Raw genomic sequence first — 23,018 nt, forward strand, 5'->3', positions numbered from 1 at the left:
AGACTTTCTGAGGTCGGAGGGGTTCGGGATGGCAGGTTTCATCGAGGGCGTCGAGCGCAGCCAGACGGTGCTGTTTCCGGATCGGCTTGAGGATTGGATGAGTGAGGATGCCCTTGTGCGCGTCGTCGATCTCTTCGTTGACGAACTGGATCTGGCGGAACTCGGCTTCGTCCGCTCGGCTGCGGCACGCACGGGTCGGCCGGGGTATCACCCGGCCGTGCTGCTCAAGCTGTTCATCTACGGGTACCTGAACCGCATCCCGTCGAGCCGCCGACTGGAGCGGGAGGCCGGCCGGAACGTCGAGGTGATGTGGCTGACCGGCAAGCTGGTGCCCGACCACAAGACCATCGCCGACTTCCGGCGCGACAATGCAGCTGCCATCCGCAAGACCTGCGCGCAGTTCGTCGAACTCTGCCGCCGGATCGGCGTGCTGAAGGGCGACTGCGTCGCCATCGACGGAAGCAAGTTCAAGGCGGTCAACAACCGCGACAGGAACTTCACCAAGGGCAAGATCGCCAGCCGGCTGACCCATCTCGAAGCGGATGTCGCGCGCTGCATCAATGAGATGGTCCGGATCGACCGGCAGGAGGAGGGAGAGGCGCGGGCGGAGAAGGTTGCCCATCTCGCCCGCCGCTACGGCCGCATCCGGCGGGAAATCGAGCGGCTGAAGGCGATGGACAAGGCCTTGGCCGACGCACCGGACGGGCAGATCTCGCTGACTGATCCTGATGCCCGTGCGATGGCGACCAGTGCCAGGAACAGCGGCCTGGTCGGATACAACGCGCAGTGCGCGGTCGATGCCGAGACGCACCTGATTGTCACCCATGATGTCACCAACCACGGCTTCGACCGCGACCAGCTGAGCCCGATGGCGACGGCGGCCAGGGAGGCTCTTGGTCACGACGACCTGCACGCAATCGCCGACAAGGGCTATTTCAGCGGCACCGAGATCCTCGCCTGCCATGAGGCCGGCATCACCACGACCGTGCCGCGGCCCATGACCTCCGGCAACGAGGCCAAGGGCATGTTCGTGAAGACGGACTTTCTCTACGACCCGGCGCGCGACATCTACACCTGCCCGGCTGGCAACGGGTTGACCTACCGCGGCACCCGCGAGGAAGGCGGCCTGCAGGTCCGCCGATACTGGATCAACGACTGCCAGACCTGTCCCATCCAGCGCCGCTGCACGAGCGGCACGGAGCGGCGGATCACCCGTTGGGAGCACGAGCACCTGATCGACGCGATGCGGGAACGCCGCGCCCGCGATCCCGACCCGATGACGCTCCGGCGCTGCACGGTCGAGCATGTTTTCGGCACCCTCAAGGCCTGGATGGGCACGACCCATTTCCTGACGCGGCGTCTGAAGAACGTCCGGACGGAGATGGCGCTGAACGTGCTGGCCTACAACATGAAGCGGATGATCTCGTTGATCGGTGCCCGGCGCCTGATGGAGGCGATTCCCGGCTGATTCGCAAAAATGACCGCAGGAAACGCACCTGAGCGCCCGAAAAACGGTGAGATGTCCTTGACGGCTCCTGACCGATCGTCGGCCACGCCGACACACGAAACCACCCGCAGGGCCGCCAAGCCGGGAGTTTCCACACAGCCTCGGCCTTGACCCGATGGCGGAACTCCTCGTTGAGCCGCTCGATGGCGTTGGCCGTGCGCGCCGATTACCATTGTGACGGGTCGAGGCGGGTGAAGGCGAGGAATTGCTGCGCGACAACTTCTTGCGAAACGCAACTTCGCCCTGGGCTGTTGCGCCGTGAACTGGGAAGACCTGCTTGGCCAGGTCCACGCCTGTAGAGCGTCAACCTTCTTGGCCGTGACCGACAACCAGGATGGCCGGTTTTGACCGCTGCGGTCGTTGGTGTTACTCGGCGCTGATCTCCCTAAGCTTGTCGTTGATGTTGTCGGTGGCTTCGACGCCGATGTTGTCGCTGGAGGCTGTCGGCGCAGCGACAGGCTCGGAGGATCGGCGTCGTGCGGCGGCGCGGCGGCGGAAGCTCTCGCCGTTCATCTCGAGGATGGTGGCGTGGTGAACCAGCCGGTCGATGGCGGCGACGGTCATGGCCTGATCGGGGAAGACGCGGTTCCAGGCGCTGAACGGCTGGTTGGCGGCGATGGCGAGGCTTCGCGTCTCGTAGCGCCGGGCGATGAGCTCGAAGAGCACCGAGCTCTCGGCCTGGTCCTTCTGGGCGTAGGTGATGTCGTCGAGAATGATCAGGTCGAACTTGTCGAGCTTCGCGAGTGCGGCCTCGAGGACCAGATCGCGGCGGGCGGCCTGCAGCCTCTGCACGATGTCGGTGGTGGGGGTGTAGAGGACGCGCTTGCCGGCCTCGACGAGAGCATGGCCGATGGCACAGAGAACGTGGCTCTTGCCGGCGCCCGAGTTGCCGATGGCGATGAGATTGGCGCCGGTCTCAACCCAATCCCCGGCGGCCAGCGCCTCGATGCGGGCCCGGGTCACGCCGGGCAGTGCCTTGAAGTCGAGCGTTGCCAGCGTCTTGCCGCCGGGGAGTTCGGACTGCTGCAGATGGCGCTGGATGCGGCGGGCATCGCGATCGGCGAGCTCGACCTCGGCCAAAGCTGCGAGGAAGCGCGACGCGGGCCAGCCCTCGGCGTCGGCGCGGTCTGCGAGCATCGTCCAGTGGCGCTGGATGCTGGGCAGGCGGAGAGCCGTGAGCATGGCGGGCAACGCATGCACATCGACGGGGCGCGGGGCAGCGGCGGTCATGCGCGCGCCTCCAGCAGTTCGTCGAAGCGGGCGAGATCGGTGAGGTTGACGGGCGTGTCGTCGGGCAGCTCGCGCCGGCGCGGCTCCAGCTTACTCCTTAGCGCATGGGCTTCGGGCAATTCGCCATGACCGAGGGTCTGGGCAATCAGCGCGGCCAGTTCAGCCTCACAGCCCTCCTCATGGGCGAGCCACAGCAGATCGACCATGCGACGGCAGGCGTCGCGACGCGGCAAGGCGGCGGACAACGCGACCCAGGCCTCGGCGTATTCCGATCGCGGGAACAGGCCGTCGCGGTAAACGGAACCGGCCAGCGCCTGCGGCTTGCGGCGCAGGGCGTGGATGACATGGCGATAGTTGACGCAGTGGACGCGGGTGCCGTCATCGCGGCCGCGACGGCGGGGGTGCGTGACGACAGGGGTCGCTCCGAGAAAGGCCTCGATCCGGTCGTCGTAGACATGGACCCGTTTCGCCGGAGGCGAACCTCCGGTTCGACCGCTTGCCGATCAGTTGGGAGGGCGCCGAGTAGAAGACCTGGTGGACCAGGAAGCCCCCGGTCTTCGTGACCCGCGCGACCACCTCGGTGAAGTCGGTGGTGCGCCGGGCCGGCAGCGGCCTGAGCGCCGCCATCTCAATGCGCACCGCGGACTCGCGCCGGCGGTTGCGTCGAGCAACCAGTTCATCGACGAAGCGGCGCCAGCTGGCGAGATCGGCGAAGTCGCGGGAGCCGCGCAGGATCAGGGCCTGATCAAGGGCGACCTTCAGGTGGTTGTTGTGGGCCTCGACAGATCCATTCTCGTGCGCCTCGCCCGGATTGTTGCGGCTGGCGAGCATGCCGTAGTGGGCGCAGAAGGCGTCATAGCGCTTGGTGACGTCCGCCGCGGCCTCGGCATCGAGGTTCCGATAAGCTGCGGACAGGCTGTCGGTGCGATGCTCGCCAGGCACTCCGCCAAGGGTCCAGAGCGCGTTCTGGAGGTTCTCGGCCAGCGCCGGGAAGCTCTCGCCGCCCAGCACCACGGCGGCATGTTCCCAGCCGCTGTAGGCCAGGACGAAGTGGTAGAGGCGCTGCTCAAGCGGCTGCCCCGCGATCGTCACGCAGAGTTCGTTCGCATCGGTGAAGTCCGACAGCGCCATCCGGCCGGGTTCCGGCGTCTGGCGGAAGATCACGTCGCGCTCGGGTCCGTTCAGGGCACGCCAGTCGCGGACGCGCCGCTCGAGCGTCCGGCGCACGCGGTCGTCGGGGAAGGCCTCCGGATCGCTCGTCTGAAGGTGCCGCAACAGGGTGACGGCCTGAACGGCTGGATCACGCGCGAGGATCGGCAGCAGCACCGGTTCCCACACCGCCTCGAGCGGGTCGGGCACGGTGCGGCCCCGGGGGGCCGGACGTTGCGATGGAAGGCGCGGATCGGCATCGATGCGGCGGGCGGTGCGTTCGCTGAAGCCGGCGCGGGCGGCGGCGACACGCTGGCTGTGCTGGAGACGGTCGGTCATGTAGACTCTCACTTGCTGGTCGGTGACGGGTTTGCCCGGCACGGTCGGATCTCCGTTTGGTAGCAGAGACCTCGACCCTACCGGCCCGCAGCGGCCAGCACCTACCCTTCTCCCCCGAAACGAGGGCCAGCCGCTGGGTTCAGCCTCCGGGACGGGCTACGCCCGTCCTCCGGCTGAACCCAGCGGCCAACTTGCCTGACGGTTTCGGCCAACTTGGTTGTCGCTCATCACACGCCGATGATCGATACTTCGTTCATGGCCATACACTCCTGATCCCGTCGGGCTCATAGTGGTACAAGTGCCGTCAGGAGGGGCTGCCCAACCCATCATCATAGCCATGCCGCGCGTGGGGAGCCACCCGCGTCTTGATTGCAATGCAATCAGTGCTTACTATAGCGGGAAACTGGAGAGCGGCATGGCCAGCATAACGATCCGCAACCTTGACGACGACGTGAAGCGACGCCTGCGCGTGCGCGCCGCTGAGCACGGCCGCTCGATGGAACAGGAGGCCCGGGAAATCCTGCGACAGGTCGTGGGACAGCCAAACGCGCCGAGGAACCTTGGCCGAGCCATCCATGCCAGGTTCGCCGCTGCAGGGGGAATAGATCTGGTGCCGCCGAGCCGCGGCCCGATGCGCAGCACGCCCGACTTCGACTGACCGATGCTCCTGCTCGACACAAACGTCATATCCGAACTCATGCGTGTTGAGCCGGCCGCAACGGTCCTCGACTGGTTTGGCATCCAGGATCCGGCCAACCTGGTCATTTCTGCCGTCACCGAGGCCGAGCTGCGTGCGGGCGTGGCATTCCTGCCGAACGGGCAGCGACGCGACAAGCTTCAGTCGGCACTGGAGGGAATGATCGCGGAGGACTTCCCTGGCCGCGTCCTGCCCTTCGACAGTCGGGCTGCCCGGGCCTATGCAGACATCGCCGCATTGCGCCGGAACGCGGGCCGGCCGATCTTTGAAGCCGATTGCCAGATCGCCGCCATCGCGCGGGCCGCAGGCGCAACAGTCGTAACCCGGAACACAAAGGACTTCGACGGCTGCGGCGTCGAGCTGATCAACCCTTGGATCGGCACATCGAGACTTCCGGTAGGGGAGCCATGATTTCGCGCATGAAGGGGAGATGCCGGCACAGGGGCAGCTTTCAGGCGAGAGCCGCCTGTGATGTTGCAGCACTGCATCCGCGGCAATTGGCGAAAGCGGCCTCCGCGACCCGTGTCGAGAGCGACGCAATGCGAAGGCAGCGGACTCCCTGCCGCCCCGGCCTGCGTGACAACTTGGCGCGCTCGGTCCGGAACGCCCGGTCGAGAGCGCAGCGACGCCGCAACGTGGCTTCCGCAGAACGTCGTTCATACGCGCCGGGGCATGCAGGGCCAGGCAGCGTCTGCGGAGGAAAGTTCGCCGCCGCTTGGACGCGAAGCAAGAGGATGCCCTGACAGCAAGCGGGATAATCGTGAAGCCAAAACTGTATCTTCTCGGTGCATCGTGCTCGGGCGTGTCGACACTGGGCGCGGCCTTGTCTGAACGGCTGAATGTCCAGCATATTGATGTCAACGTTTACTATTGGATGCCAACCGTAAGCTGACGCCGAGGGCCGTCTGGACTTACCGGCTTTTCTCATCTGCCATGATGCGCTCGATGACGTCAGGTTCGCACTTTTCGGCACGCAGGAACCCGAGGATCCCGCCATTCCAGGTACGGATGTCGGCGAGGAGTTCCTGCAGGCATTCGACGCCGCGGTCGGTGAAGGTCGTAATGCCTTCCTCGGTTCCGTTGTCGACCCAGATCTTCTCGCCATAGTCGATGTTGTCGGAATTGGCGCTGATGAACTCGACAAGTTCCACGGTAATCCTCCCCAAGGTTAGAGGGATGCGGAAGTAGAATTTTCTCGGCAGGATGGACGAGGAGATTCCGATGAAGAAGAGCCGTTTCACCGAAGCCCAGATCATGGGCGTGCTGCGTCAGGCGGAGGGCGGTTTGGCCGTGGCCGAACTGTGCCGCGAGCATGGGATCAGCACTGCGACGTTCTACAAGTGGCGGGCGAAGTATGGCGGCATGGACGCGTCCATGATGAGCCAGATGAAGGCCCTCGAGGACGAGAACCGGCGGCTGAAGCGCATGTTCGCCGACCTGAGTATGCAGGCCGACCTGCTTCGCGAGGCCCTTGGAAAAAAGTGACGCGGCCAGCTCAGCGCCGCGAGCTGGCCGAGAAGGCGGTGGCGACGAAGGGTGTGAGCATCGCGCTGGCCTGCCGGGCGTTTGGCGTCAGCGAGACCTGTTTCCGCTACAGCCCGAAGCGCGACGAAGAGAACGAGATGATCGCAGACCTGCTGGTCGGGCTGACCAATGTCCACAAGACCTGGGGGTTCGGGCTGTGTTTCCTGCACCTGCGGAACGTCAAAGGGCACGTCTGGAACCACAAGCGGGTCCATCGGATCTACTGCGAACTGGAACTGAACCTGCGCATCAAGCCGCGGCGACGGCTGAAGCGGGAGAAGCCCGAGGAACTGGCCGTGCCCGAGGCGCCGAACCTGGTCTGGTCGATGGATTTCATGGCCGATCGGCTGGCGGATGGGCGGCAGTTCCGGCTGTTGAACGTGCTGGACGACTTCAACCGCGAAGGTCTGGGTATCGAGGTCGACTTCTCGCTGCCCGCCGAGCGGGTCGTCCGGTCGCTGAACCAGATCATCGAGTGGCGCGGCAAGCCCTTGGCGATCAGGGTGGACAACGGCCCGGAATACGTCAGTTCCACGCTGATGACCTGGGCTTCGAAGCAGGGCATCGCCCTGACCTACATCCAGCCCGGCAAGCCGCAGCAGAACGCTTACGTCGAGCGCTACAACCGGACGGTCCGGCATGAATGGCTGGACCTCTACATCTTTGAAACCATCGAGGAAGTGCAGCAGATCGCCACCGAATGGCTCTGGAACTACAACAATGAACGCCCCAACATGGGCATCGGCGGGGTCACACCTGCCATGAAGCTGAAGATGGCCGCGTGAATTCTACGGCCGGATCCCGCTAAAACCGGGAGGATTACCGGTTGGAGGGCTGCGCGGAGAAGGCCTATCGGCGGCTCAGGGCCGAGGCCGTGATCTGATCGGACGTCATATCGCAGGGGCTTTCTTGTCTGCGAGGGCTATCCAGGCCTCCAGCAGGGGCAGCAGGGCGTTTTCGATGCTGCCCCGTCCCGCTAGAAGTCGCCGGACTTCCGTCTCGAACCGGCCTCCCTTGGCACTTGGCACGATCAGGCCGAACGTCTTCATCAGGCCTCGGATCTGGTTGGAAAGCTCGGTCGAAACCCGGACCAGGCGCCTGCGCGCCGCGACCAGGGTGCGCACCAGCATGCTGTCGTACCCCTTCACGCGGACCTCGCGGTAAAACCCGATCTCGGCCAGATGGGACAGACCGTCGGCATCATTGGCATCGGTCTTGTTCGGCGCCATGTCGAGCGCAGCCTTCGCATGCCGCGCGTCGATGCAGATCGCCGGCAGCCCTTCGGCGCTCAGGGCATGGAAAAACCAGACCGACAACGGGCCCGTTTCGAACACGACCCGCTTTGCACCTGGCGCGCGCCGCCGCAGAACGGAAGCAATGGCACCAGGATCAGAGGGGCACTTGCCACGCCAGACCCGCCGGCCGTCGCGGCGCACGGAAATCGCCGTCTCTTTCAGGGATACGTCCAGACCGATATAGTCGCACATGGTGGTTCTCCATTCGATGTCTGGGCCCGGTGTCCATCGTGAGCCCGTATCTGCATCCTGCCGGGGAACAACCACCCGTCTCGAATTCCCCGCACGCAGCGGCCAGCAGGACCGGCTCCCGCGATTACCCCATGTGTGGAAACTCCCGGCTTGGCGGCCCTGCAGGCGCTTCGTGCCTCCGGCGCGCCCGCCGCCAGCATTATTCCCGGCGGTCCATCCGGCGCAGCGGCCGGAACATCTCCGCCAGTGCCGCATTGATGCCTCCGAAGAGAGGAGTTTGAGATGGGATTTTTGGCACTTGATGTGACGATGACCGGCGTAGTGCTGCGCCAGGTCGATGAACGCGGGACGCGGATCCTCGAGCGCTTCAACACGCATGAGGTCGGGATGCGCCGGGCGCTGATCACGGCGCAGCGCGAGCTTGCGCGTGACGACTCCCTGACTGAGGTGAGAGCAAGTGTTCAGGAGCCCGAGCTGGGGCAGCGACTGAAGCACTGCGTCAAGACGGAAGCGAGCAGCGGCGGCAAGCTCGAGGCGCTGGCCGACACGCTCTGAGCGCGCCCGGCCCACCGCGTCGGTGCCCATACCATGCGGCGGCGAGCTGGAAGGTCCAAGCAGGACCGGCGCAGGTCGTCGCTGCGCCGTGGTCCATCGGCTGCTACTCGGGAGTGGCCTCGTAGAGGCGACCGCCCAGTTCGGATCGGAAGCGTCTTGTTGTCTGTTGTCGCGCTTGGCAGGGCAGGCCAGAGGTGGGAAGCTCGCAACTGCGCTTCGCCGCCAACTGCGCCATGCCCGGTGGGGCAAGATTTGCACGCCGGACCCTGAGGTTCGGCCTTGCCTGCGAAACGATGCGCCTCAGCCGGGCGTTGGTCAGGCGGATCCTGCGCGGCAACCTGGCGGGAGGAGTTCATGACAGACCGTCGGGGCGTCAGGATGACGACAGCAGGATCACACCTGCGATCAGCACTCCGCACCCGACCAGCCGCCACCGCCCCACCGCTTCGCGCAGGATCAGCATTCCCATCAACGCCCCTACCATCATCGACATCTCGCGCATGGGAGCCACCAGGCTGAGCGGTGCCCCATCCGTCAGAGCGGCCAGCACCAGGATGTAGGAGAGCGGAGAGAGAAGGCCCACTCCGATGGCGGTGCTCCAATGTCCCCGCATCGCGCTCATGGCGCGGCGAGGGTGGGCGATCACCAGCGGCAGCAGCAGGAAAAACCGGAGCAGGTTCGAGAACCAGTCGAGCACCACCGGCGCGATACCAACCGCCGTCACCGCGAAGGCGTCGACCACCGTGTAGCTCGCGATCAGGCCGCCTGTCGCGGTGCCCCAGCGGATCCCGGCCTGCCCGCTGGGGCGCGTGAAGGCGGCCAGGCTGCCCCGGGAGGCGATCAGCAGGATCCCCGCGACGACCAGGGCCAGCCCGATCAGACCGGTGCCGGAGGGTGTCTCGCCGAGGATCAGGAACGCCCCGAGGGTCGAGAGCATCGGCCCTGTCCCGCGCGCCACGGGATAGGCCACCGACAGATCGGCCACCTGATAGCCGCGCTGCAGGCACAGGCTGTAGGCCAGATGGATCAACCCGCTGAGAAGGACGAACCCGATGCCCGTCCAGGTCCAGATGATGCCACCATGGACCAGCAGATACAGCACCCATGGCGCGTAGGCGACGCAGGCGATCAGGTTGTAGGCGAAGACGAAGACCGGCCCGACCGATGCGGCCTTCTTGGCGAGCAGGTTCCAGCTGGCATGTATGAAGGATGCGAGAACGACAAGAAACAGCGAGGCAAGCGTCATGGAGACCCCCTTATGCGCCGGTAGGCGCGGTTGATCTCGACGTCTCCTCCCCTGGGCTTTTGTCCCTTGGGTGCAGCCAGGGAACTCCCCCGGTCTCTGCAACGCTCGGTCCTGCGGCGGATCGCCCGGAACCCTAGTTACCACTCGGTCGATGCCGGAGCCTAACCAGGATCTGGTCGGGCGATCAAGGCCCGGCTGGCAGCTTCTTTCGCAGCCACGGCATTGGCTGGCCTGTCTCGCGACAGACGGCACAAGTGCAGGGTTCCCGGTGTTGCCCCGCCGCCGCGCAGCGGCACATGGTCCGGGCCGACCGCCGACTGCGACCCTGCAGGCGCCGCGCTGGAAATGCCGCGGAGCGCAGATCCGGCGTTCGGGATCAGGTGCAATGATGGGCTTCTCGAAGCCCGCGAGATGCCGCAACCGCGTCTCGCTGTGGCTTCGGGCATGGTATGACGCCGGCGTTTCCAGAAGGCGAGACGAGCGCTGGCTGGCACCGAAAGCTGAATATTGGCACCGAAGCCGTCACCGTCTATGCTGCATCGCAGCAAACGGGAAATCGCATGACGGTCCTTCTCATCCTTCTCGCACTCGGGCTCCTGATCGCTGGGGCTTGGGCGGGCCTGTCGGTGCTGGTTCTGGCGCCACTGCTGGCGGCGCTGGCAGCCTTGGCGGCCGGCGAGCCTGTGCTCGCGGCCTATACGCAAGTATTCATGGCAGCGGCTGGCGGGTTCGTGGTCTCGTTCTTTCCGCTGTTCCTGCTGGGGGCGCTGTTCGGCAAGGTCATGGATGCCTCGGGTGCGGCACGGATCCTGGCCAGCGCCATTGCGACGGCGGTCGGGCCCGCGAACGCACTGCTGGCCGTGGTCCTGGCCTGCGCGGTCCTGACTTATGGTGGTGTGTCCTTGTTTGTCGTGGCCTTCGTCGCCTGGCCGCTGGCGCGTGCGCTGTTTGCGGAAACCGGCCTGCCCGCGCGCCTGATCCCGGCGACCATCGCCTTGGGTGCATTCACCTTCACGATGACCGCGCTGCCCGGCACGCCGTCGATCCAGAACGCCATTCCAATGGCGACCTTCGGTACCACGCCGTTTGCGGCACCCGGCCTTGGGGTAATCGCGGCGGCGGCGATGCTGGGGCTGGGGATGGTCTGGCTGCTCTATCGCGCCCGGGTTCTGGCAGGTGATACACCGCCCCAGATGCACCCGTCGCCGCCCCGGAACGTGCCCATGCCACTCTGGGCCGCGCTCGTGCCGATCCTGTCGGTTGCGGCGGTGACGCTTGCCATGGGTTGGGTGGTGCTGCCTGCGCTCGAGACGGAATATCTTGCTTTGCCACTTTATGGGGGGACGGATCTTGGGCGCGTGGGCGGGCTTTGGTCCGTGATTGCCGCCCTGACGATCGCGCTTGTGCTGGCGCTGGTTCTGGGCCGCCCGCCGCAGATGATGAAAACGCTGAACGATGGGGCCGAGTCGGCCTTGCTGCCCCTGTTCAACACGGCAAGTCTGGTCGGGTTCGGGGCGGTTATCGCCTCTCTGCCGGGCTTCGAGGTGCTCCGCCAGAGCCTCGACGGGCTGTCGGGCGGAAATGTCGTGGTGACAGCGGCACTGTCGTCCAGTGCGCTTGCGGGCATCACCGGATCGGCATCGGGCGGCATGTCAATTGCGCTGGATGTGCTGGGGCCTTCGTTGCTGGAGCAGGCGATGGCACAGGGCGTTGATCCCGCGCTGTTGCACAGGGTTGTCTCGGTGGCGACCGGTGGCCTCGACACACTCCCTCACAACGGAGCCGTTATCACGCTTCTGGGAATCTGCGGGATGACGCATCGGCAAGCCTACGGCGACATCTTCATGGTGGCCGTGCTGGCTCCTACGCTGGCCTGTGTGTTGATCATGGGGCTGGGCATGGCGCTCGGAGCGTTCTGAAGTCTGAAGCCGCTGTTCCGGCTGCCGTTGAGGCCGGCCACCACGATGGTCGCCCAACGGGCGATCTTCCGCGCACTGCTTCTCGAACCGGGGACGCTGGTCGCCGACGAGCAGACCTCGCGCCTCAACCCGGTGACGCCGGCCGAGCCGGTGCGGCTCCCGGCCGATCGGCGTGCTGCGACCTTGATCTGAGGCTGCGCCAATTCCGGCCGATCCGACGACGGTCTTCGCCGCTGTTTGAACACCGGCACTGGTGTCAGGTGATGAAAGGCGGGGGCACGGCAACGAGGCCCTCTGACGCAGATGCGGTCGAGCAGCGGCCCGTGTCAACGCCACTGCACCGCCGCCGTTCCCGATCGCCCCAAGGTCGATATCGCGTATGTTCCGACCCTTGAAAAGCCTGCGCAGAACTGAGGGACGCGGTATGGATCTATACGACAGCCGCACGGCCATCAGCGCCTTCCTGTTCAGGAAATGCCGCCCGGAACCCGTGGATCTGGCATTTGTCCTCTGTAGCCCGACGATCAGCAGCCTCCATCCGGCCATCGCACTCTACAAGTCGGGGCTGACCCCGAAACTGTTGATCTCGGGCGCGGGGGTTGCCGTCGATGGATCGGCGGAATGGTCCTTTTACCGCGATCACGCACTCGACGCGGGCGTGGCGGAAAGCGCGCTGCTGCTTGAGAAGGCCGCCCGCAATACCGCCGAAAACGCGGCTTTCGGTGCGGCTGTGATCGAGAGGGAGCTGGGCTGGGCGAAGGTCCGCAGTCTTGCGGTCTGCGCCAAGCCCTTTCACATGCGCCGCGCGATCATGACCCTTCGCCGCCACGTCCCGGCCGATGTGCGGCTGGTGGCCCAGCCCCCGGACGATCCCGGCGATCTGTCTGCGGAAACCTGGTGGCAGACAGCGCAGGGCCGGCAGCGCGTATTCGCCGAACTGGGAAAGATCAGCGAATATGCACTCAAGGGAGACCTGGGCGATGTCTGACCTCGCCCGGCTGCACCTGATCGGTGTCGGGGGAAGCGGCATGCTGCCTCTGGCGCTCCTGCTGAAGCAGGCGGGCCACCCCGTCACCGGCAGCGACAACCTCTGCGCCCCCGCGCGTCTCGCCCTTCTGGAAGCGCAGGGGATCGCGGTCCTTTCGGGGGCCGATCCGACCCTTGCGCGGGCCGCGGATTGTGTGGTGGCAAGCCCGGCCATTCCCGAGACCCATGTGGAACGGCGAGCGGCGCGGCGCGATGGCATTCCCGTCAAGACCCGCGCCCGGATGCTGGCCGAGCTGATCGCCGACCGTCTCACGATCTGCGTGGCGGGCAGCCATGGCAAATCGACGGTGACGGCGATGCTCATCCACATCCTGAGCGCCGCGGGAAAGGGCGATTTCGGCTACATGCTGGGGGCATCCTTTGCAGATCCCGGCATTGTCCCCGCGCGACTGGGTGCGCCCGACGCGCCCTTCGTGACGGAAGCCTGCGAAGCTCATGGCGCTCTGGCGCATTGGCTGCCCTCGCATGCCATCCTCACCAATCTCGATGATGATCACGCGGATCACTATGGCGGGCCGAGCGGGTTGAGGCGCGCCTTTTCAGCCTTCCTGTCGCGACTGCCGCCGGAGGGTCGGGCGGTGGCCTGCGGGGACGACCTGCAGGCCGTCGATATCCTGCGCGAGGCGCGCTGTGCGGCCCTCACCTATGGCTTTCGCGATGAGAATGCCTTGCGGGCGGTTCAGGCCGGGGATGGAAGCGCCACCGTCTTCCTGCACGGAACTGAACTGGGGGCGCTGTCTCTGGCCGTTCCGGGGCGCCACAACCTGCTCAATGCGCTGGCGGCTCTTGGAATGGCGCTCACCCTTGGCATCGGGTTCCGGACCGCAGCCGGCGCGTTGGCCGACTTCCATGGGATCGCGCGGCGATTGAGCCGCATTGGCACGGGAAGCCAGCCGCGCGTCTTCGACGACTTTGCCCATCACCCGACCGAGATTGCGGCCTCGATCGCCGTCCTTCGCGAGACGACGCAAGGGCGGCTGATCGCGATCCTTGAGCCTCAATTGCACAGCCGGGTCTCGCGCATGGCCTTGCGCTTCGCGCAGGCCCTGGGTGCGGCGGACCGCAGCTACATCCTGCCGGTGGCGGCGCTCGGCGAGGCCGTGCAAGCGGGGAACGGAGATGCCGCGCTGGCCGATGCCTGCCGTTCCGTGGGGCTTCCCTGCCAACACGTCTCGGGCATGCCAGAGCTGCTGTTGCGGTTGAAGGACGATCTGCAAAGCGACGACACGCTTGTCGTCATGGCGGGAGCCAGCGGTGCGGCCATCGCTCAGCGGATTGCCGAGGCCCTTTCGCGACCGTCTGCGCGCATGTCTGCACCCGCACCGAGCGTCCTGATCGGAGAGAGGCGGCCCTTGCCGCCCGATCTGCTGACCCTCGTCGCCGCGCACGCCGACCGGCAGCCGACGGCGCCGGCCGTTGACATGGGGCACCGCCGTCTCAGCTACGCGGATCTTGTGCTCAGAACCGATGACCTCTGCGCAACCCTTGCAGCAGCCGGTGTCGGGGCCGGCGACAGCGTAGGTGTCTGCCTTGGCCGGACGGTGGACCGTGTGACCGCGTTCCTCGCCATTCTTCAGCTTGGCGCCATCTTCGTGCCGCTCGACCCGACCCTGCCGGACGAGAGGCTGCGCACCATGCTGGAGACCGCCGGCGTGCGGACGGTCGTCGTGAATGCCGCAAGCCCTGCCTTGCCGGATACCGGCCTTCGCATCGTGAATTGCGGCCAGCTGCCGGATCGGGACGGCCGGCCCGAGGCCTGTTGGCGACCGCAGGAAACTGCGGCGGATGCGCCGGCCTACATGATCTTCACCTCCGGGACGACCGGACAGCCCAAGGCGGTCGAGATCTCGCGCGGCGCGCTTGCCAACTACGCGGTCGCGGCGGCCCGGCACTTCCAGATCACCGCCAGCGCGCGCGTCTCGCAGATCAGCGGCTTCGGCTTCGATGTCTCGGTGGGGGACATGGCCATGGCGCTGGTCGGTGGAGCCTGCCTTGTCTATCCCTCGGATTTGCAGGCGATCCCCGGCCCGCCCGTCGGTCGCTTCATCGCGCAGGCCCGGCTGACGCATCTCTCGCTGACGCCTTCGGCCCTGGCGATCGTTCCGCAGGCAGAGCATCCGCATCTGACCCATGTGATCGTTGCGGGCGAAGCATGCCCGCCCGCGCTGGTCGAGCGCTGGGGGAAAGGCCGCACCTTCATCAACGCCTATGGGCCGACGGAAGCCACGGTCGAAGCTCTGTTCGCCATTTGCGCGCCCGGCAAGCCGGTCGCCATCGGACGGCCGTTCGACAACATGGGGGCCTGCCTGATGGATGAGACCCTCCAGCTCGCCGCACCGGGACAGGAGGGAGAGCTTTGCCTGTTCGGGCCTGGCCTGGCCAACGGGTATCGGCACCTGCCCGCGCTGACCGGGCAGCAGTTCCCGGTGGTCGACATCCCCGGCCAGGGCACGACCCGCATCTATCGCACCGGAGACCGGGCAAAGGTCGGATCCGATGGCGCGCTCGTCTATCTGGGGCGCATGGACAGCCAGTTGAAGTTCAATGGCTATCGCATCGAGGCCGGCGAGGTCGAGGCGGGCCTTTGCCGCCTGCCCGGCGTGATTGACGCGGCCGTCTCGCTCGCCTCCTCTCCTCATTCGCCCGATCGTCTGATCGCCCATGTGGTCTTGATGCCCGGCGCGCCCTTGCTCGATCCGGTCGAGCTGCGCGCGCAACTGCTGCAGCACCTGCCGTCCTGGATGGTCCCCTCGGTCTTCCTTCCGGTTCCCGAGATTCCGCGCAACGCCAATGGCAAGCGTGACCGCAGCGCGTTGCCGGTGCCGCCCCAGGTGACGCAGCCACCGGATGCCCGCACCACCGGCACCGCGACCGAGGCAAAGCTCATGGCGCTGATCGACAGGGAGGCCGGGGCCAATGCCGTCGCCGGCACGCGCGACAGCCTGCGCGATGCCGGAATAGACTCCCTGTCGATGGCGAACCTCCTGTTCGCGATCGAGGACGCCTTCGGCATCACGCTCGATGCCGGGTTCGAGGCCGGTTTCGATACCGTCGAAGTCCTGGCCCTGATGGTGGATGCGCGGCTCAAGGCCCCACATGCCCCCTCGTCGCCCGGCATCGAGGATGCGCTGACCGCCAGGATCATGCCATATCTCGCGACCTGGCCAGGCCGGCGGCTTGGCAAAGCCGGGCTGGTGCGGAGCCTGGCCGACGAGCGGCCGCGTCCGAAGCTCTTCTGGTGCTTCCAGGCAGGCCATGAGCTTTCGCGGCTGAGCGAGAGTCTGGGCGACGCGGCGTCCCTGTTCGGATTGCGCTCGGGACATCTTGCCGTCGAATACAGTGCCGACACTCTCAAGGCGCTCGGCCGGCTCTATGCCGACGAGATCACGGCCATCGCCCCGACCGGCCCCCTGTTCCTTGGCGGGAATTGCCAGGGGGGCCTCGTGATCCGCGAAGCCGGGCTGGAACTGATGCGTCAAGGCCGTAACGTGGCCCTGACCATCCTCATGGAGCAGGGCCGCTTCTTCCATTATCCGGGCACCACCCTGCTTCTCTTCGGCGCGGGCAGCTATCTCAATCCCTATGGTCAGATGAATGCGCCGGAACAGGTGTTCCGCACCGCCTATCCTGCGGGCCATCATGTCGAGATCATCCCCGGGGCGCATGGGCACTATTTCATGCCCGAGAATGTCGATGCCCTCGCCGCGACGATCCTGCGTCACCTCGACTGGCCTGCCCCCATGGGGCGGTCCGATTTCAATCCTGCTGCATGACGGGTCTCGGCGCCACGGTCTGGGTGTCCGGCGTAGCGGGGGCGGGTGGCGAAGCCGGCCACTGCACCGCCCGTGGTGCCGGGGTTTGGTAGCCGAGCGATGAATGCGGGCGCCTTGTGTTGTACAACTCGATCACACAACACCCACGGGACGGAGGAACGGACGCTTCTCGATCCCTGGCATTGATGGGCAGGCCGTCGGGTTTATGTTCACGAGGCCGTCGAGAAGGCGGGCGAGGCGAGATTTCGCGGCAGCCTGACGGGCGTTGCCTCCGCTCGCGGTCTTGAGGTTCCGGCCTGGATGTTCGACCTGCCAGCCAGTCACCACGGGGTGCTGAAGACGGCCCCGTTCGCATCGCTCGGGGCTTTGGCGGGCCTGGCAGCTCTGCTGAATGATACGGCGGACGCGGGCGGCGGGCCGTCGGGATCGGCGGATTCGGGCGCAGGATCGCCATCCTTGAACGCAATTCCGGGAGATGCCCATGCCGCGCCGAACCACACCGCGAGCTGCCTCGACCTCTTCGAGCCCCCTGTGCCGCCGGATCGCTTCCAACGCCGGACTGGAGGAGCCTTTGCCCGACGAGACGCAGGCGACGCTAACCGGACTGATGGTCCGCCTGATCCTCGACCACGCCGACGGCGCGCACGGGCCGCGGAAGGAGGAAGGACATGCTGCATGAGACGATCGGACCGCATCACCTGGAGCGCAAGGCGATCCTCCATGTGCGGCAATCTTCGGCGCACCAGGTGCTGCAGGAACCGCGAGAGCAGCACCCTGCAATATGCGATGCGCGACCGGCTGGTGGCGTTCGGCTGGAGTTCAATCGAACCATCGACGAGGATCTCGGCCGCTCGGCCGCGGGCGGTGTCGCGCGGGCCGGCTTCGACCGGATTGTGGCCGAGGTCTGCCTGGGCAAGATCGGCGCGGTCGCAGCGCGCGAGGTGTCGCGCTTCGCCCGCAACAGCCGCGACTGGCAGCAACTGATCGAGATGTGCCGGATCGTCGACACGGTCCTCGTCGACCAGGAGACGGTTTACGCGCCGCGCCAAGGGAACGACCGACATTGCGCTCGCATCACAGGATCCCGGTCCTCCGCCCGGCCCCCGATGGCATCGAGCCGTGGCTCAACCTGACCGACGCCGCGCTTCTGCTCGGCGTATCGCCGAAGACTCTGAACCGCGCCGGGTTTGCCGGAGTCTCCAACTCCAGATTAAGGTGGAGCATCATGAGCAAGACGACGAACTAGTTTTCCCCTGAGGTGCGCGAGCGTGCCGTGCGGCTGGTTCTCGACCACGAGGCCCAGCATCCGTCGCGCTGGCAGGCGGTGATGTCGATCTCGGCGAAGATCGGCTGCACGCCGCAGACCTTGAACGACTGGGTCAAGAAGGCCGAGGTCGACAGCGGCCAGCGTGCGGGCGTCTCCGGCGAGATGGCCGGGCGTATGAAGGCCTTGGAACGCGAGAACCGCGAGCTGCGCCAGGCCAACGAGATCCTCCGCAAGGCGTCAGCGTATTTTGCAATGATCGAAGGCAGTGCGGCACTGCTTCAGCACTGCCTGAGATGCTCGACCGCCGGTCGAAGTGATGGTCAAGTTCATCGACGACCATCGAAGGGAACACGGGGTCGAGCCGATCTGCGACGTGCTGCCGATCGCCCCATCCACCTACTACGATCATCTGGCGAAGCGGGCCGATGCGTCGCGGCGGGATCGTGTCCCATCTTGTGGTGTAGCTGACCGCGGGCCTCGTGCTCGGAAGCGGGTCGAGCTGGTCAGTCGCGCTGCGCGGCAGGCAGGCTGACGGTGAGATCATCGCAGACCGGAGCGAGGGTTTCCAGCGTCAGGTATCGGCCGCGCTGGACGGTCCATTCCTCGGTCTGCTCCATCAGGATCGCGCCGACCAAGCGGCGGATGGATGCTTCGTTCGGAAAGATCCCGACCACGTCGGTGCGCCGCTTGATTTCGCCGTTGAGACGCTCGATCGGATTCGTGGAATGTAACTTGGCGCGGTGCTGGGCGGGAAAGGTCATGTAGGCCAGCACATCCTCCTCAGCCGTGTCCATGAGCGTGGCGAGCTTCGGCAGCTTGGGCCGCATCTGGTCGGCCACGAGCCGCCATTGCGCCTTGGCCGCCGCGTGGTCCGGCTGGGCGAAGGCGGTGGCGATGAAGGCGGAAACCACCCGTCGGCTGTTCTTGCCGGCATGCGCCAGGGCATTGCGCTGGAAATGGACCCGGCAGCGCTGCCAGCTGGTGGACAGCACCCGGGCCGTGGCAGCCTTGATGCCCTCGTGCGCGTCGCTGATCACCAGCTTCACGCCGGAGAGCCCGCGGCGCACGAGGTCGCGCAGGAACTCGGTCCAGAACGGCTCGGCTTCCGAGGCCCCAATGGCCATGCCCAGGACTTCGCGTCGCCCATCCGTGTTCACGCCGACGGCGATGGTGACGGCCACCGACACGATGCGCCCGCCCTGGCGGACCTTGAGGTAGGTGGCGTCGATCCACAGATAGGGCCATTCGCCCTCGATCGGCCGCGTGAGGAAGGCGTCGACCCGCTCGTCGATCTCTTCGCAGAGCCGGCTGACCTGGCTCCTGGAGATCCCGGTCCCGCCCATGGCCTGCACGAGATCATCCATCGCGCGGGTCGAGACGCCCTGGACATAGGCTTCCTGGATCACGGCCGTCAGCGCCTTCTCGACCGAGCGCCGCGGCTCGAGGAAGGAGGGGAAATAAGAGCCGGTGCGCAGGCGGGGGATGCGCAGTTCGACACTTCCGGCCCGGGTCTGCCAGTCCCGGTCGCGATAGCCGTTGCGCTGCGCCAGCCGCTCGCTGCTCTTCTCGCCGTAGTCGGCGCCAGTCCTGGCGCCCACCTCGAGCTCCATCAGCCGCTCGGCGGCGAAGCCGATCATCTCGCGCAGCAGGTCGGCATCAGCGCTCTTCTCCACCAGCGCACGGAGGTCCATCATGGGTTTGGTCATCGGGGGCATTCCTCGGTTCAAGGTTGGCTCAGCAACCCGACCCTACCGAAAAACCCGATGACCACCGCACCGCCGCCCGCCCGCTACGGCGCTTGATGTGAGCGCGCGAGCGGGCGGCGGCGCTACCGGCGAGCTACACCATTTGAAGGGACGTCACCCGCGGCGGTCGGATCGTGCGCGTCGGGATGAAGAACTGCAGCCCGAGATCAGACGCGTCTTCGACGAGAACTGGCGAGTCTACGGCGTCCGGAAGATCTGGCGGCAGTTGCGGCGTGAGGGCTTTGACGTGGCCCGATGCACGGTCGCCCGGCTAATGAAGAGCATGGATATTCAGGGCATTATCCGAGGCAAGCCGCATAGGACGACAATCCCGGACAAGAAGCAGCCGTGTCCGCTGGACAAGGTGAACCGCCAGTTCCGCGTGCCAGCGCCCAACATGCTATGGGTGTCGGATTTCACCTATGTCGCCACCTGGAAGGGCTTCGTCTATGTCGCCTTCGTCATCGACGCCTATGCCCGCAAGATCGTTGGCTGGCGCGTTAGCAACTCGGCGCATGCGGGGTTCGTCCTCGATGCCCTGGAACAGGCGGTGCATGACCGTCGCCCAGCCAAGGGCATAGGGCTGGTCCACCACAGCGACAGGGGCAGCCAGTATCTGTCCATTCGCTAACGGCCGTAGAACAGGACGCGGGTACCGGCGGCATCGTGATCCCTGGCCAGCACCACCGGGTGACCGGGCGTCTCGCGCAGTTCGGACGCGAAGCCGATGCCTTCCTGATCGGCGGCATGCCATTCGGCGCAGCGCCGGGTCTCGGCGGCATGGGCGGGATCGGTCGAGATGGACTTCATCCGCACGGTCCGGAACAGCCGGTCCAGCGCGTTGTCGAGATCGGCGTCAATATGAGCCAGCACCTTGTCGAGATCGGACATGAGACCCCCCTTGCACAAGCTTCGGACGCTGCGATGACTGCCGGACGCAAGGGCGGAGGGACTTCCGCCCGTGGTCAGAACGGCCAGATGATCGGCACGAGGACCACCGCGATGACGAAGAACCAGATCATCAGCGGCAGGCCGAGCTTCCAGTAGTCGCCGAACCGGTAGGCCCCGGGCTCCATCACCATCAGGTTCGTGGGCGTCGCGACCGGGGTCAGAAAGGCCGCCGCGCTGGCGAGGCACACGGCCATGAGGATCGGCTGCGGGGACACGCCCATCTGCGCCGCCGCGACGACCGCGATCGGGATCACGATCAGCGCCGTCGCGGTGTTCGAGATGATCTGCCCCATCACCCCCGACAGCACGAACAGCCCCGCGAGCAGCAGGTGCGGACCGGCGTCCCCGATCATGTCCACCAGACCCGTGGCCAACAGGTCCGCTGCGCCGGTCTGCTGCATGGCGGTCGAGAGCGGCATCATCGCTCCCATGAGGATGATGGTCGTCCAGTTGATGGCGCGGTAGACCTGATCGACGCTCTGGATGCCGCTCAGGAGCACCGCCCCCGCCGCGAGGACGCCCGCGATGGCCGGCGGTACCAGCCCGGTCGCCAGCAGGACGACCATGGCGCCGAGGATCGCCAGCATGTTCCAGGCGCCCGGACCCATCGGCAGGGCCTGCCGGCGGACCAGATCGGGCGAGTTCACCATCAGCACCTCGGCGGGCTTCAGCCGTGCCTCGAGCGCGGGCCACGTTCCCTGCAAAAGCAGCGTGTCGCCGACCGCGAGCGGCTCGCTCGGGTCGAGATCCTCGCCATGGCGCTGCACGGCAAGCACGATCAGGTCGCCGCTTTCGGTCACCATGCCGGGAAAGAACCGCTCGCCCACCAGCTTCGACCGCGGCGGGATCTGGATCTCGGCGAGGCCCGACTGCCGGTTGAACAGGGTCTTCTCCAGATCGGGCGGGTCGTCTTCCGTGAAGCTCAGGCCCAGCTCGGTCACAAGTTCGGCGGCGGCTTCGGCCGGGCCACGCACGACGACGACGTCGCCCTGCCGGATCGTGTCGCGGCGCGCCGAGAGACCGTCGGCCTCCTTCAGCGTGACCAGCGCAAGCCCCTCGCGGCCGGAGAGGTCGAACCTGCGGCGGGCCGTGCCGACCAGCGGCGAATCCTCGCGCACGCGCAGGTGGTGGACGTCGGTTGCCAGCCGGTACTGCTCGATCAGGGTCATGGCGTGGCGGCTCAGGTCCGGGGGCAGCGTGGCGCTGGTCCGTTCTGGCAGAAGCGCGCGGCCGAACAGCACCACGATGAGGATCGAGCCCGCGCTCAGCGGAATGCCGACCAGCGCGAATTCGAGATAGCCGAACCCGCCGCCCCCGGCCTCGAGCGAGGCTTCCGAGACGAGCACGTTGACGGGAGAGCCGGTCAGCAGGATCTGCGAGCCGGCATGGGCGGCAAAGACCAGCGGCATCAGAAGTTGCGACGGCGACTGGCCCAGCCGGATGGCCATGACCACCACGACCGGCAGCAGGGAGGCGACGGCGCCGTTGACGCTGATCAGGCCGCTCAGAAGGCCGGTCACGCCCATCATCAGAACGATCAGGCGGGTCCGGCTTTCCCCGGCCTGCCGGATCAGGATCTGCCCGGCCCAGGCGGTGACGCCGGTCGCCTCCAGCCCCGCGCTGACCACGAACAGCGTGGCGACGAAGATGATGGCCGGATCGCCGAACCCGGCGAGGGACTGGTTCAGCGTGAGAATTCCGGTCGCCCACAGCAACAGTGCCGCGGTCATGCAGACCGCGATGACCGGCAACCTGTCCCAGATGAAGAGCAACACGACAACGCCGATGATGGCGAACACGGTCCAGATATCACTCACAATACTGCCCCACTACCGCCCGCGACCACGATGCGCCGATCATCGCCGTCGGGCCAAACCGTTGACGCAAATTCCGGAGTGTTGTCTTGATGAGAAGGACGGTCAGTTCGCCGCAAGCTTGCACGACCTTTCTTGAGTTATCAAGCAGCCCATCCGGTGGTGTCGGCGCCGGAGCGCGGACCGGCCTTCCTCCGCGGCGCGGCCCACCGGGTGGTCAGGATCGTTCCGGTAATTTTCGTGGACAATCGGCGCGCCTGTCCGGTATGAATGAGGCAGCCGAACGTTCTCGTGGCGTGACTGGATGCCATGCGGGTGTGTCGCGGATGCCCTCGACGAGCCGGCCATTCTGCCGGAGCTTCGTCTTGGCACGACGACGGCAGCCCGATCCGATCGCATGGCATCCTGTCGGACCACGACCCGGCCGCACCGGGCGGTGCCGAACGCAAGGGCCGTGCCGCCCCCACCTCGAAAGCAGACGCAGAAATCACGACCCGCAGGCTGCACGGCGCGCACCCGCGCGCGGTCTGCGGTCCTTCCACCGGGAATTTCCGGTTCTGGCGGGGCCATGGCCTCGTCCTGTTGCAAGTGACACGGGAAGGGAGGTCGCAGGTGACGAGGGCAACGAACCCGGCTCCGAACCCGGAGATGTCCGGGCCGCGGGGAACGATCGAGCGCGTCGGCAACCGGGTGCCGCATCCGGCGATCATCTTTTTCCTGCTGATCGCCGCCGTGATCGTGCTGTCGGCGATCTTCGGCGCGCTGGGA

At 66.4% G+C, this 23,018-nt stretch carries 16 protein-coding genes, 6 pseudogenes and 1 other annotated feature; of the genes and pseudogenes, 13 read left to right on the forward strand and 9 right to left on the reverse strand.

Translation table 11 applies throughout. The annotated features are described in order from the left end of the window. Nucleotides 1–28 precede the first annotated feature (28 nt). Nucleotides 29–1,468 (forward strand): IS1182 family transposase, encoded by a 1,440-nt coding sequence (locus LV780_RS18285; protein WP_233864042.1) that lies wholly within the window; start codon nucleotides 29–31, stop codon nucleotides 1,466–1,468. A 405-nt stretch (nucleotides 1,469–1,873) separates the two neighbouring features. On the opposite strand, the gene istB is transcribed toward LV780_RS18285, so the two are convergent. Both istB and istA read right to left on the reverse strand, forming a co-directional pair. Continuing rightward, nucleotides 1,874–2,737 carry an IS21-like element helper ATPase IstB gene (istB, locus tag LV780_RS18295; RefSeq protein WP_101339570.1) on the reverse strand — a complete coding sequence of 288 codons (864 nt, stop codon included), beginning with the start codon at nucleotides 2,735–2,737 and terminating at the stop codon, nucleotides 1,874–1,876. Beyond that, nucleotides 2,734–4,267 (reverse strand): annotated as a pseudogene (gene istA, locus LV780_RS18300) (IS21 family transposase). The gene istB and the pseudogene istA overlap by 4 nt, the downstream one beginning before the upstream one ends. 373 nt (nucleotides 4,268–4,640) lie before the next feature. Here istA and LV780_RS18305 point away from each other — a divergent pair. Then, a complete protein-coding gene (locus LV780_RS18305; protein WP_108222806.1) occupies nucleotides 4,641–4,883 on the forward strand; it encodes a FitA-like ribbon-helix-helix domain-containing protein in 243 nt (80 codons plus the stop codon). 3 nt (nucleotides 4,884–4,886) lie between these two features. Then, on the forward strand, nucleotides 4,887–5,333 hold the full coding sequence (locus tag LV780_RS18310; protein WP_108222805.1) for a type II toxin-antitoxin system VapC family toxin: 447 nt from the start codon (nucleotides 4,887–4,889) through the stop codon (nucleotides 5,331–5,333). 500 nt (nucleotides 5,334–5,833) lie between these two features. On the opposite strand, the gene LV780_RS18315 is transcribed toward LV780_RS18310, so the two are convergent. Continuing rightward, complete coding sequence (locus LV780_RS18315) at nucleotides 5,834–6,073, reverse strand: hypothetical protein (protein ID WP_205029390.1); 240 nt, start codon at nucleotides 6,071–6,073, stop codon at nucleotides 5,834–5,836. A 70-nt stretch (nucleotides 6,074–6,143) separates the two neighbouring features. On the opposite strand from LV780_RS18315, the gene LV780_RS18320 reads away from it, so the two are divergent. Next, nucleotides 6,144–7,231 (forward strand): IS3 family transposase gene (locus LV780_RS18320; protein ID WP_117345046.1). Its coding sequence is split into 2 segments (ribosomal slippage): nucleotides 6,144–6,405 and nucleotides 6,405–7,231, totalling 1,089 coding nucleotides; the frame shifts between segments, so codons are not numbered across the junction. A gap of 117 nt (nucleotides 7,232–7,348) precedes the next feature. On the opposite strand, the pseudogene LV780_RS18325 reads toward LV780_RS18320, so the two are convergent. Then, nucleotides 7,349–7,933, reverse strand: a pseudogene (locus tag LV780_RS18325) (IS110 family transposase); the annotation flags it as partial. A 282-nt stretch (nucleotides 7,934–8,215) separates the two neighbouring features. On the opposite strand from LV780_RS18325, the gene LV780_RS18330 reads away from it, so the two are divergent. Next, nucleotides 8,216–8,488 carry a hypothetical protein gene (locus tag LV780_RS18330; protein ID WP_011910416.1) on the forward strand — a complete coding sequence of 91 codons (273 nt, stop codon included), beginning with the start codon at nucleotides 8,216–8,218 and terminating at the stop codon, nucleotides 8,486–8,488. Nucleotides 8,489–8,861: 373 nt separating this feature from the next. Here LV780_RS18330 and LV780_RS18335 read toward each other — a convergent pair whose 3' ends face one another. After that, entirely contained in the window at nucleotides 8,862–9,734 is an 873-nt protein-coding gene (locus LV780_RS18335) for a DMT family transporter (protein ID WP_108222474.1), read from the reverse strand. 449 nt (nucleotides 9,735–10,183) lie between these two features. Here LV780_RS18335 and LV780_RS18340 point away from each other — a divergent pair, with 449 nt between their 5' ends. The 4 genes from LV780_RS18340 (at nucleotide 10,184) to LV780_RS18355 (ending at nucleotide 16,473) form a co-directional block, all read left to right on the forward strand. Then, nucleotides 10,184–11,653, forward strand: a complete 1,470-nt coding sequence (locus LV780_RS18340; RefSeq protein WP_233864044.1) for a GntP family permease — start codon at nucleotides 10,184–10,186, stop codon at nucleotides 11,651–11,653. A gap of 45 nt (nucleotides 11,654–11,698) precedes the next feature. Then, nucleotides 11,699–11,845 carry a hypothetical protein gene (locus LV780_RS18345; RefSeq protein ID WP_180325234.1) on the forward strand — a complete coding sequence of 49 codons (147 nt, stop codon included), beginning with the start codon at nucleotides 11,699–11,701 and terminating at the stop codon, nucleotides 11,843–11,845. Between the two features lie 199 nt (nucleotides 11,846–12,044). After that, nucleotides 12,045–12,641: a YdcF family protein gene (locus tag LV780_RS18350; protein ID WP_233864046.1), complete on the forward strand. Its 597-nt coding sequence runs from the start codon at nucleotides 12,045–12,047 to the stop codon at nucleotides 12,639–12,641. Beyond that, on the forward strand, nucleotides 12,634–16,473 hold the full coding sequence (locus LV780_RS18355) for an amino acid adenylation domain-containing protein (RefSeq protein WP_108222477.1): 3,840 nt from the start codon (nucleotides 12,634–12,636) through the stop codon (nucleotides 16,471–16,473). The genes LV780_RS18350 and LV780_RS18355 overlap by 8 nt, the downstream gene beginning before the upstream one ends. Here the strand turns inward: LV780_RS18355 and LV780_RS18360 are convergent. Further along, nucleotides 16,457–16,597, reverse strand: a pseudogene (locus LV780_RS18360) (IS3 family transposase); the annotation flags it as partial. The gene LV780_RS18355 and the pseudogene LV780_RS18360 overlap by 17 nt on opposite strands. A gap of 544 nt (nucleotides 16,598–17,141) precedes the next feature. Here LV780_RS18360 and LV780_RS18365 point away from each other — a divergent pair. Further along, nucleotides 17,142–17,606, forward strand: coding sequence for a recombinase family protein (locus LV780_RS18365; RefSeq protein WP_233864048.1), 465 nt, complete (start codon nucleotides 17,142–17,144; stop codon nucleotides 17,604–17,606). Nucleotides 17,607–17,731: 125 nt separating this feature from the next. Next, nucleotides 17,732–18,176 (forward strand): annotated as a pseudogene (locus LV780_RS18370) (IS3 family transposase); the annotation flags it as partial. Beyond that, nucleotides 17,980–18,131, forward strand: a sequence feature (AL1L pseudoknot). Its footprint overlaps the pseudogene before it by 152 nt. Nucleotides 18,177–18,243: 67 nt before the next feature. Here LV780_RS18370 and LV780_RS18375 read toward each other — a convergent pair. Next, nucleotides 18,244–19,446: an IS256 family transposase gene (locus LV780_RS18375; protein WP_117345032.1), complete on the reverse strand. Its 1,203-nt coding sequence runs from the start codon at nucleotides 19,444–19,446 to the stop codon at nucleotides 18,244–18,246. Between the two features lie 160 nt (nucleotides 19,447–19,606). Here LV780_RS18375 and LV780_RS18380 point away from each other — a divergent pair. Further along, nucleotides 19,607–20,113 (forward strand): annotated as a pseudogene (locus LV780_RS18380) (IS3 family transposase); the annotation flags it as partial. Here LV780_RS18380 and LV780_RS18385 read toward each other — a convergent pair. Both LV780_RS18385 and LV780_RS18390 read right to left on the reverse strand, forming a co-directional pair. After that, a complete protein-coding gene (locus LV780_RS18385) occupies nucleotides 20,113–20,376 on the reverse strand; it encodes a hypothetical protein (protein WP_181318568.1) in 264 nt (87 codons plus the stop codon). The pseudogene LV780_RS18380 and the gene LV780_RS18385 sit on opposite strands and share 1 nt — an antisense overlap. Before the next feature lie 74 nt (nucleotides 20,377–20,450). Further along, nucleotides 20,451–22,253: an SLC13 family permease gene (locus LV780_RS18390; RefSeq protein ID WP_108222478.1), complete on the reverse strand. Its 1,803-nt coding sequence runs from the start codon at nucleotides 22,251–22,253 to the stop codon at nucleotides 20,451–20,453. Nucleotides 22,254–22,898: 645 nt separating this feature from the next. Between LV780_RS18390 and LV780_RS22120 the strand changes: the two are divergent. Continuing rightward, a pseudogene (locus LV780_RS22120) lies at nucleotides 22,899–22,976 on the forward strand (hypothetical protein); the annotation flags it as partial. Nucleotides 22,977–23,018: the final 42 nt, after the last annotated feature.

The sequence above is a fragment of the Cereibacter azotoformans genome (genome assembly GCF_021391315.1).
Classification (GTDB): domain Bacteria; phylum Pseudomonadota; class Alphaproteobacteria; order Rhodobacterales; family Rhodobacteraceae; genus Cereibacter_A; species Cereibacter_A azotoformans.

What these genes read in the sequence shown, in the direction of transcription:
- LV780_RS18285 (WP_233864042.1), top strand. Translation starts at nt 29, where the DNA reads ATGGCAGGTTTCATCGAGGGCGTCGAGCGCAGCCAGACGGTGCTGTTT.
- istB (WP_101339570.1), bottom strand. Translation starts at nt 2,737, where the DNA reads ATGACCGCCGCTGCCCCGCGCCCCGTCGATGTGCATGCGTTGCCCGCC.
- LV780_RS18305 (WP_108222806.1), top strand. Translation starts at nt 4,641, where the DNA reads ATGGCCAGCATAACGATCCGCAACCTTGACGACGACGTGAAGCGACGC.
- LV780_RS18310 (WP_108222805.1), top strand. Translation starts at nt 4,887, where the DNA reads ATGCTCCTGCTCGACACAAACGTCATATCCGAACTCATGCGTGTTGAG.
- LV780_RS18330 (WP_011910416.1), top strand. Translation starts at nt 8,216, where the DNA reads ATGGGATTTTTGGCACTTGATGTGACGATGACCGGCGTAGTGCTGCGC.
- LV780_RS18335 (WP_108222474.1), bottom strand. Translation starts at nt 9,734, where the DNA reads ATGACGCTTGCCTCGCTGTTTCTTGTCGTTCTCGCATCCTTCATACAT.
- LV780_RS18340 (WP_233864044.1), top strand. Translation starts at nt 10,184, where the DNA reads ATGACGCCGGCGTTTCCAGAAGGCGAGACGAGCGCTGGCTGGCACCGA.
- LV780_RS18345 (WP_180325234.1), top strand. Translation starts at nt 11,699, where the DNA reads ATGGTCGCCCAACGGGCGATCTTCCGCGCACTGCTTCTCGAACCGGGG.
- LV780_RS18355 (WP_108222477.1), top strand. Translation starts at nt 12,634, where the DNA reads ATGTCTGACCTCGCCCGGCTGCACCTGATCGGTGTCGGGGGAAGCGGC.
- LV780_RS18365 (WP_233864048.1), top strand. Translation starts at nt 17,142, where the DNA reads ATGCTGCATGAGACGATCGGACCGCATCACCTGGAGCGCAAGGCGATC.
- LV780_RS18375 (WP_117345032.1), bottom strand. Translation starts at nt 19,446, where the DNA reads ATGACCAAACCCATGATGGACCTCCGTGCGCTGGTGGAGAAGAGCGCT.
- LV780_RS18385 (WP_181318568.1), bottom strand. Translation starts at nt 20,376, where the DNA reads ATGTCCGATCTCGACAAGGTGCTGGCTCATATTGACGCCGATCTCGAC.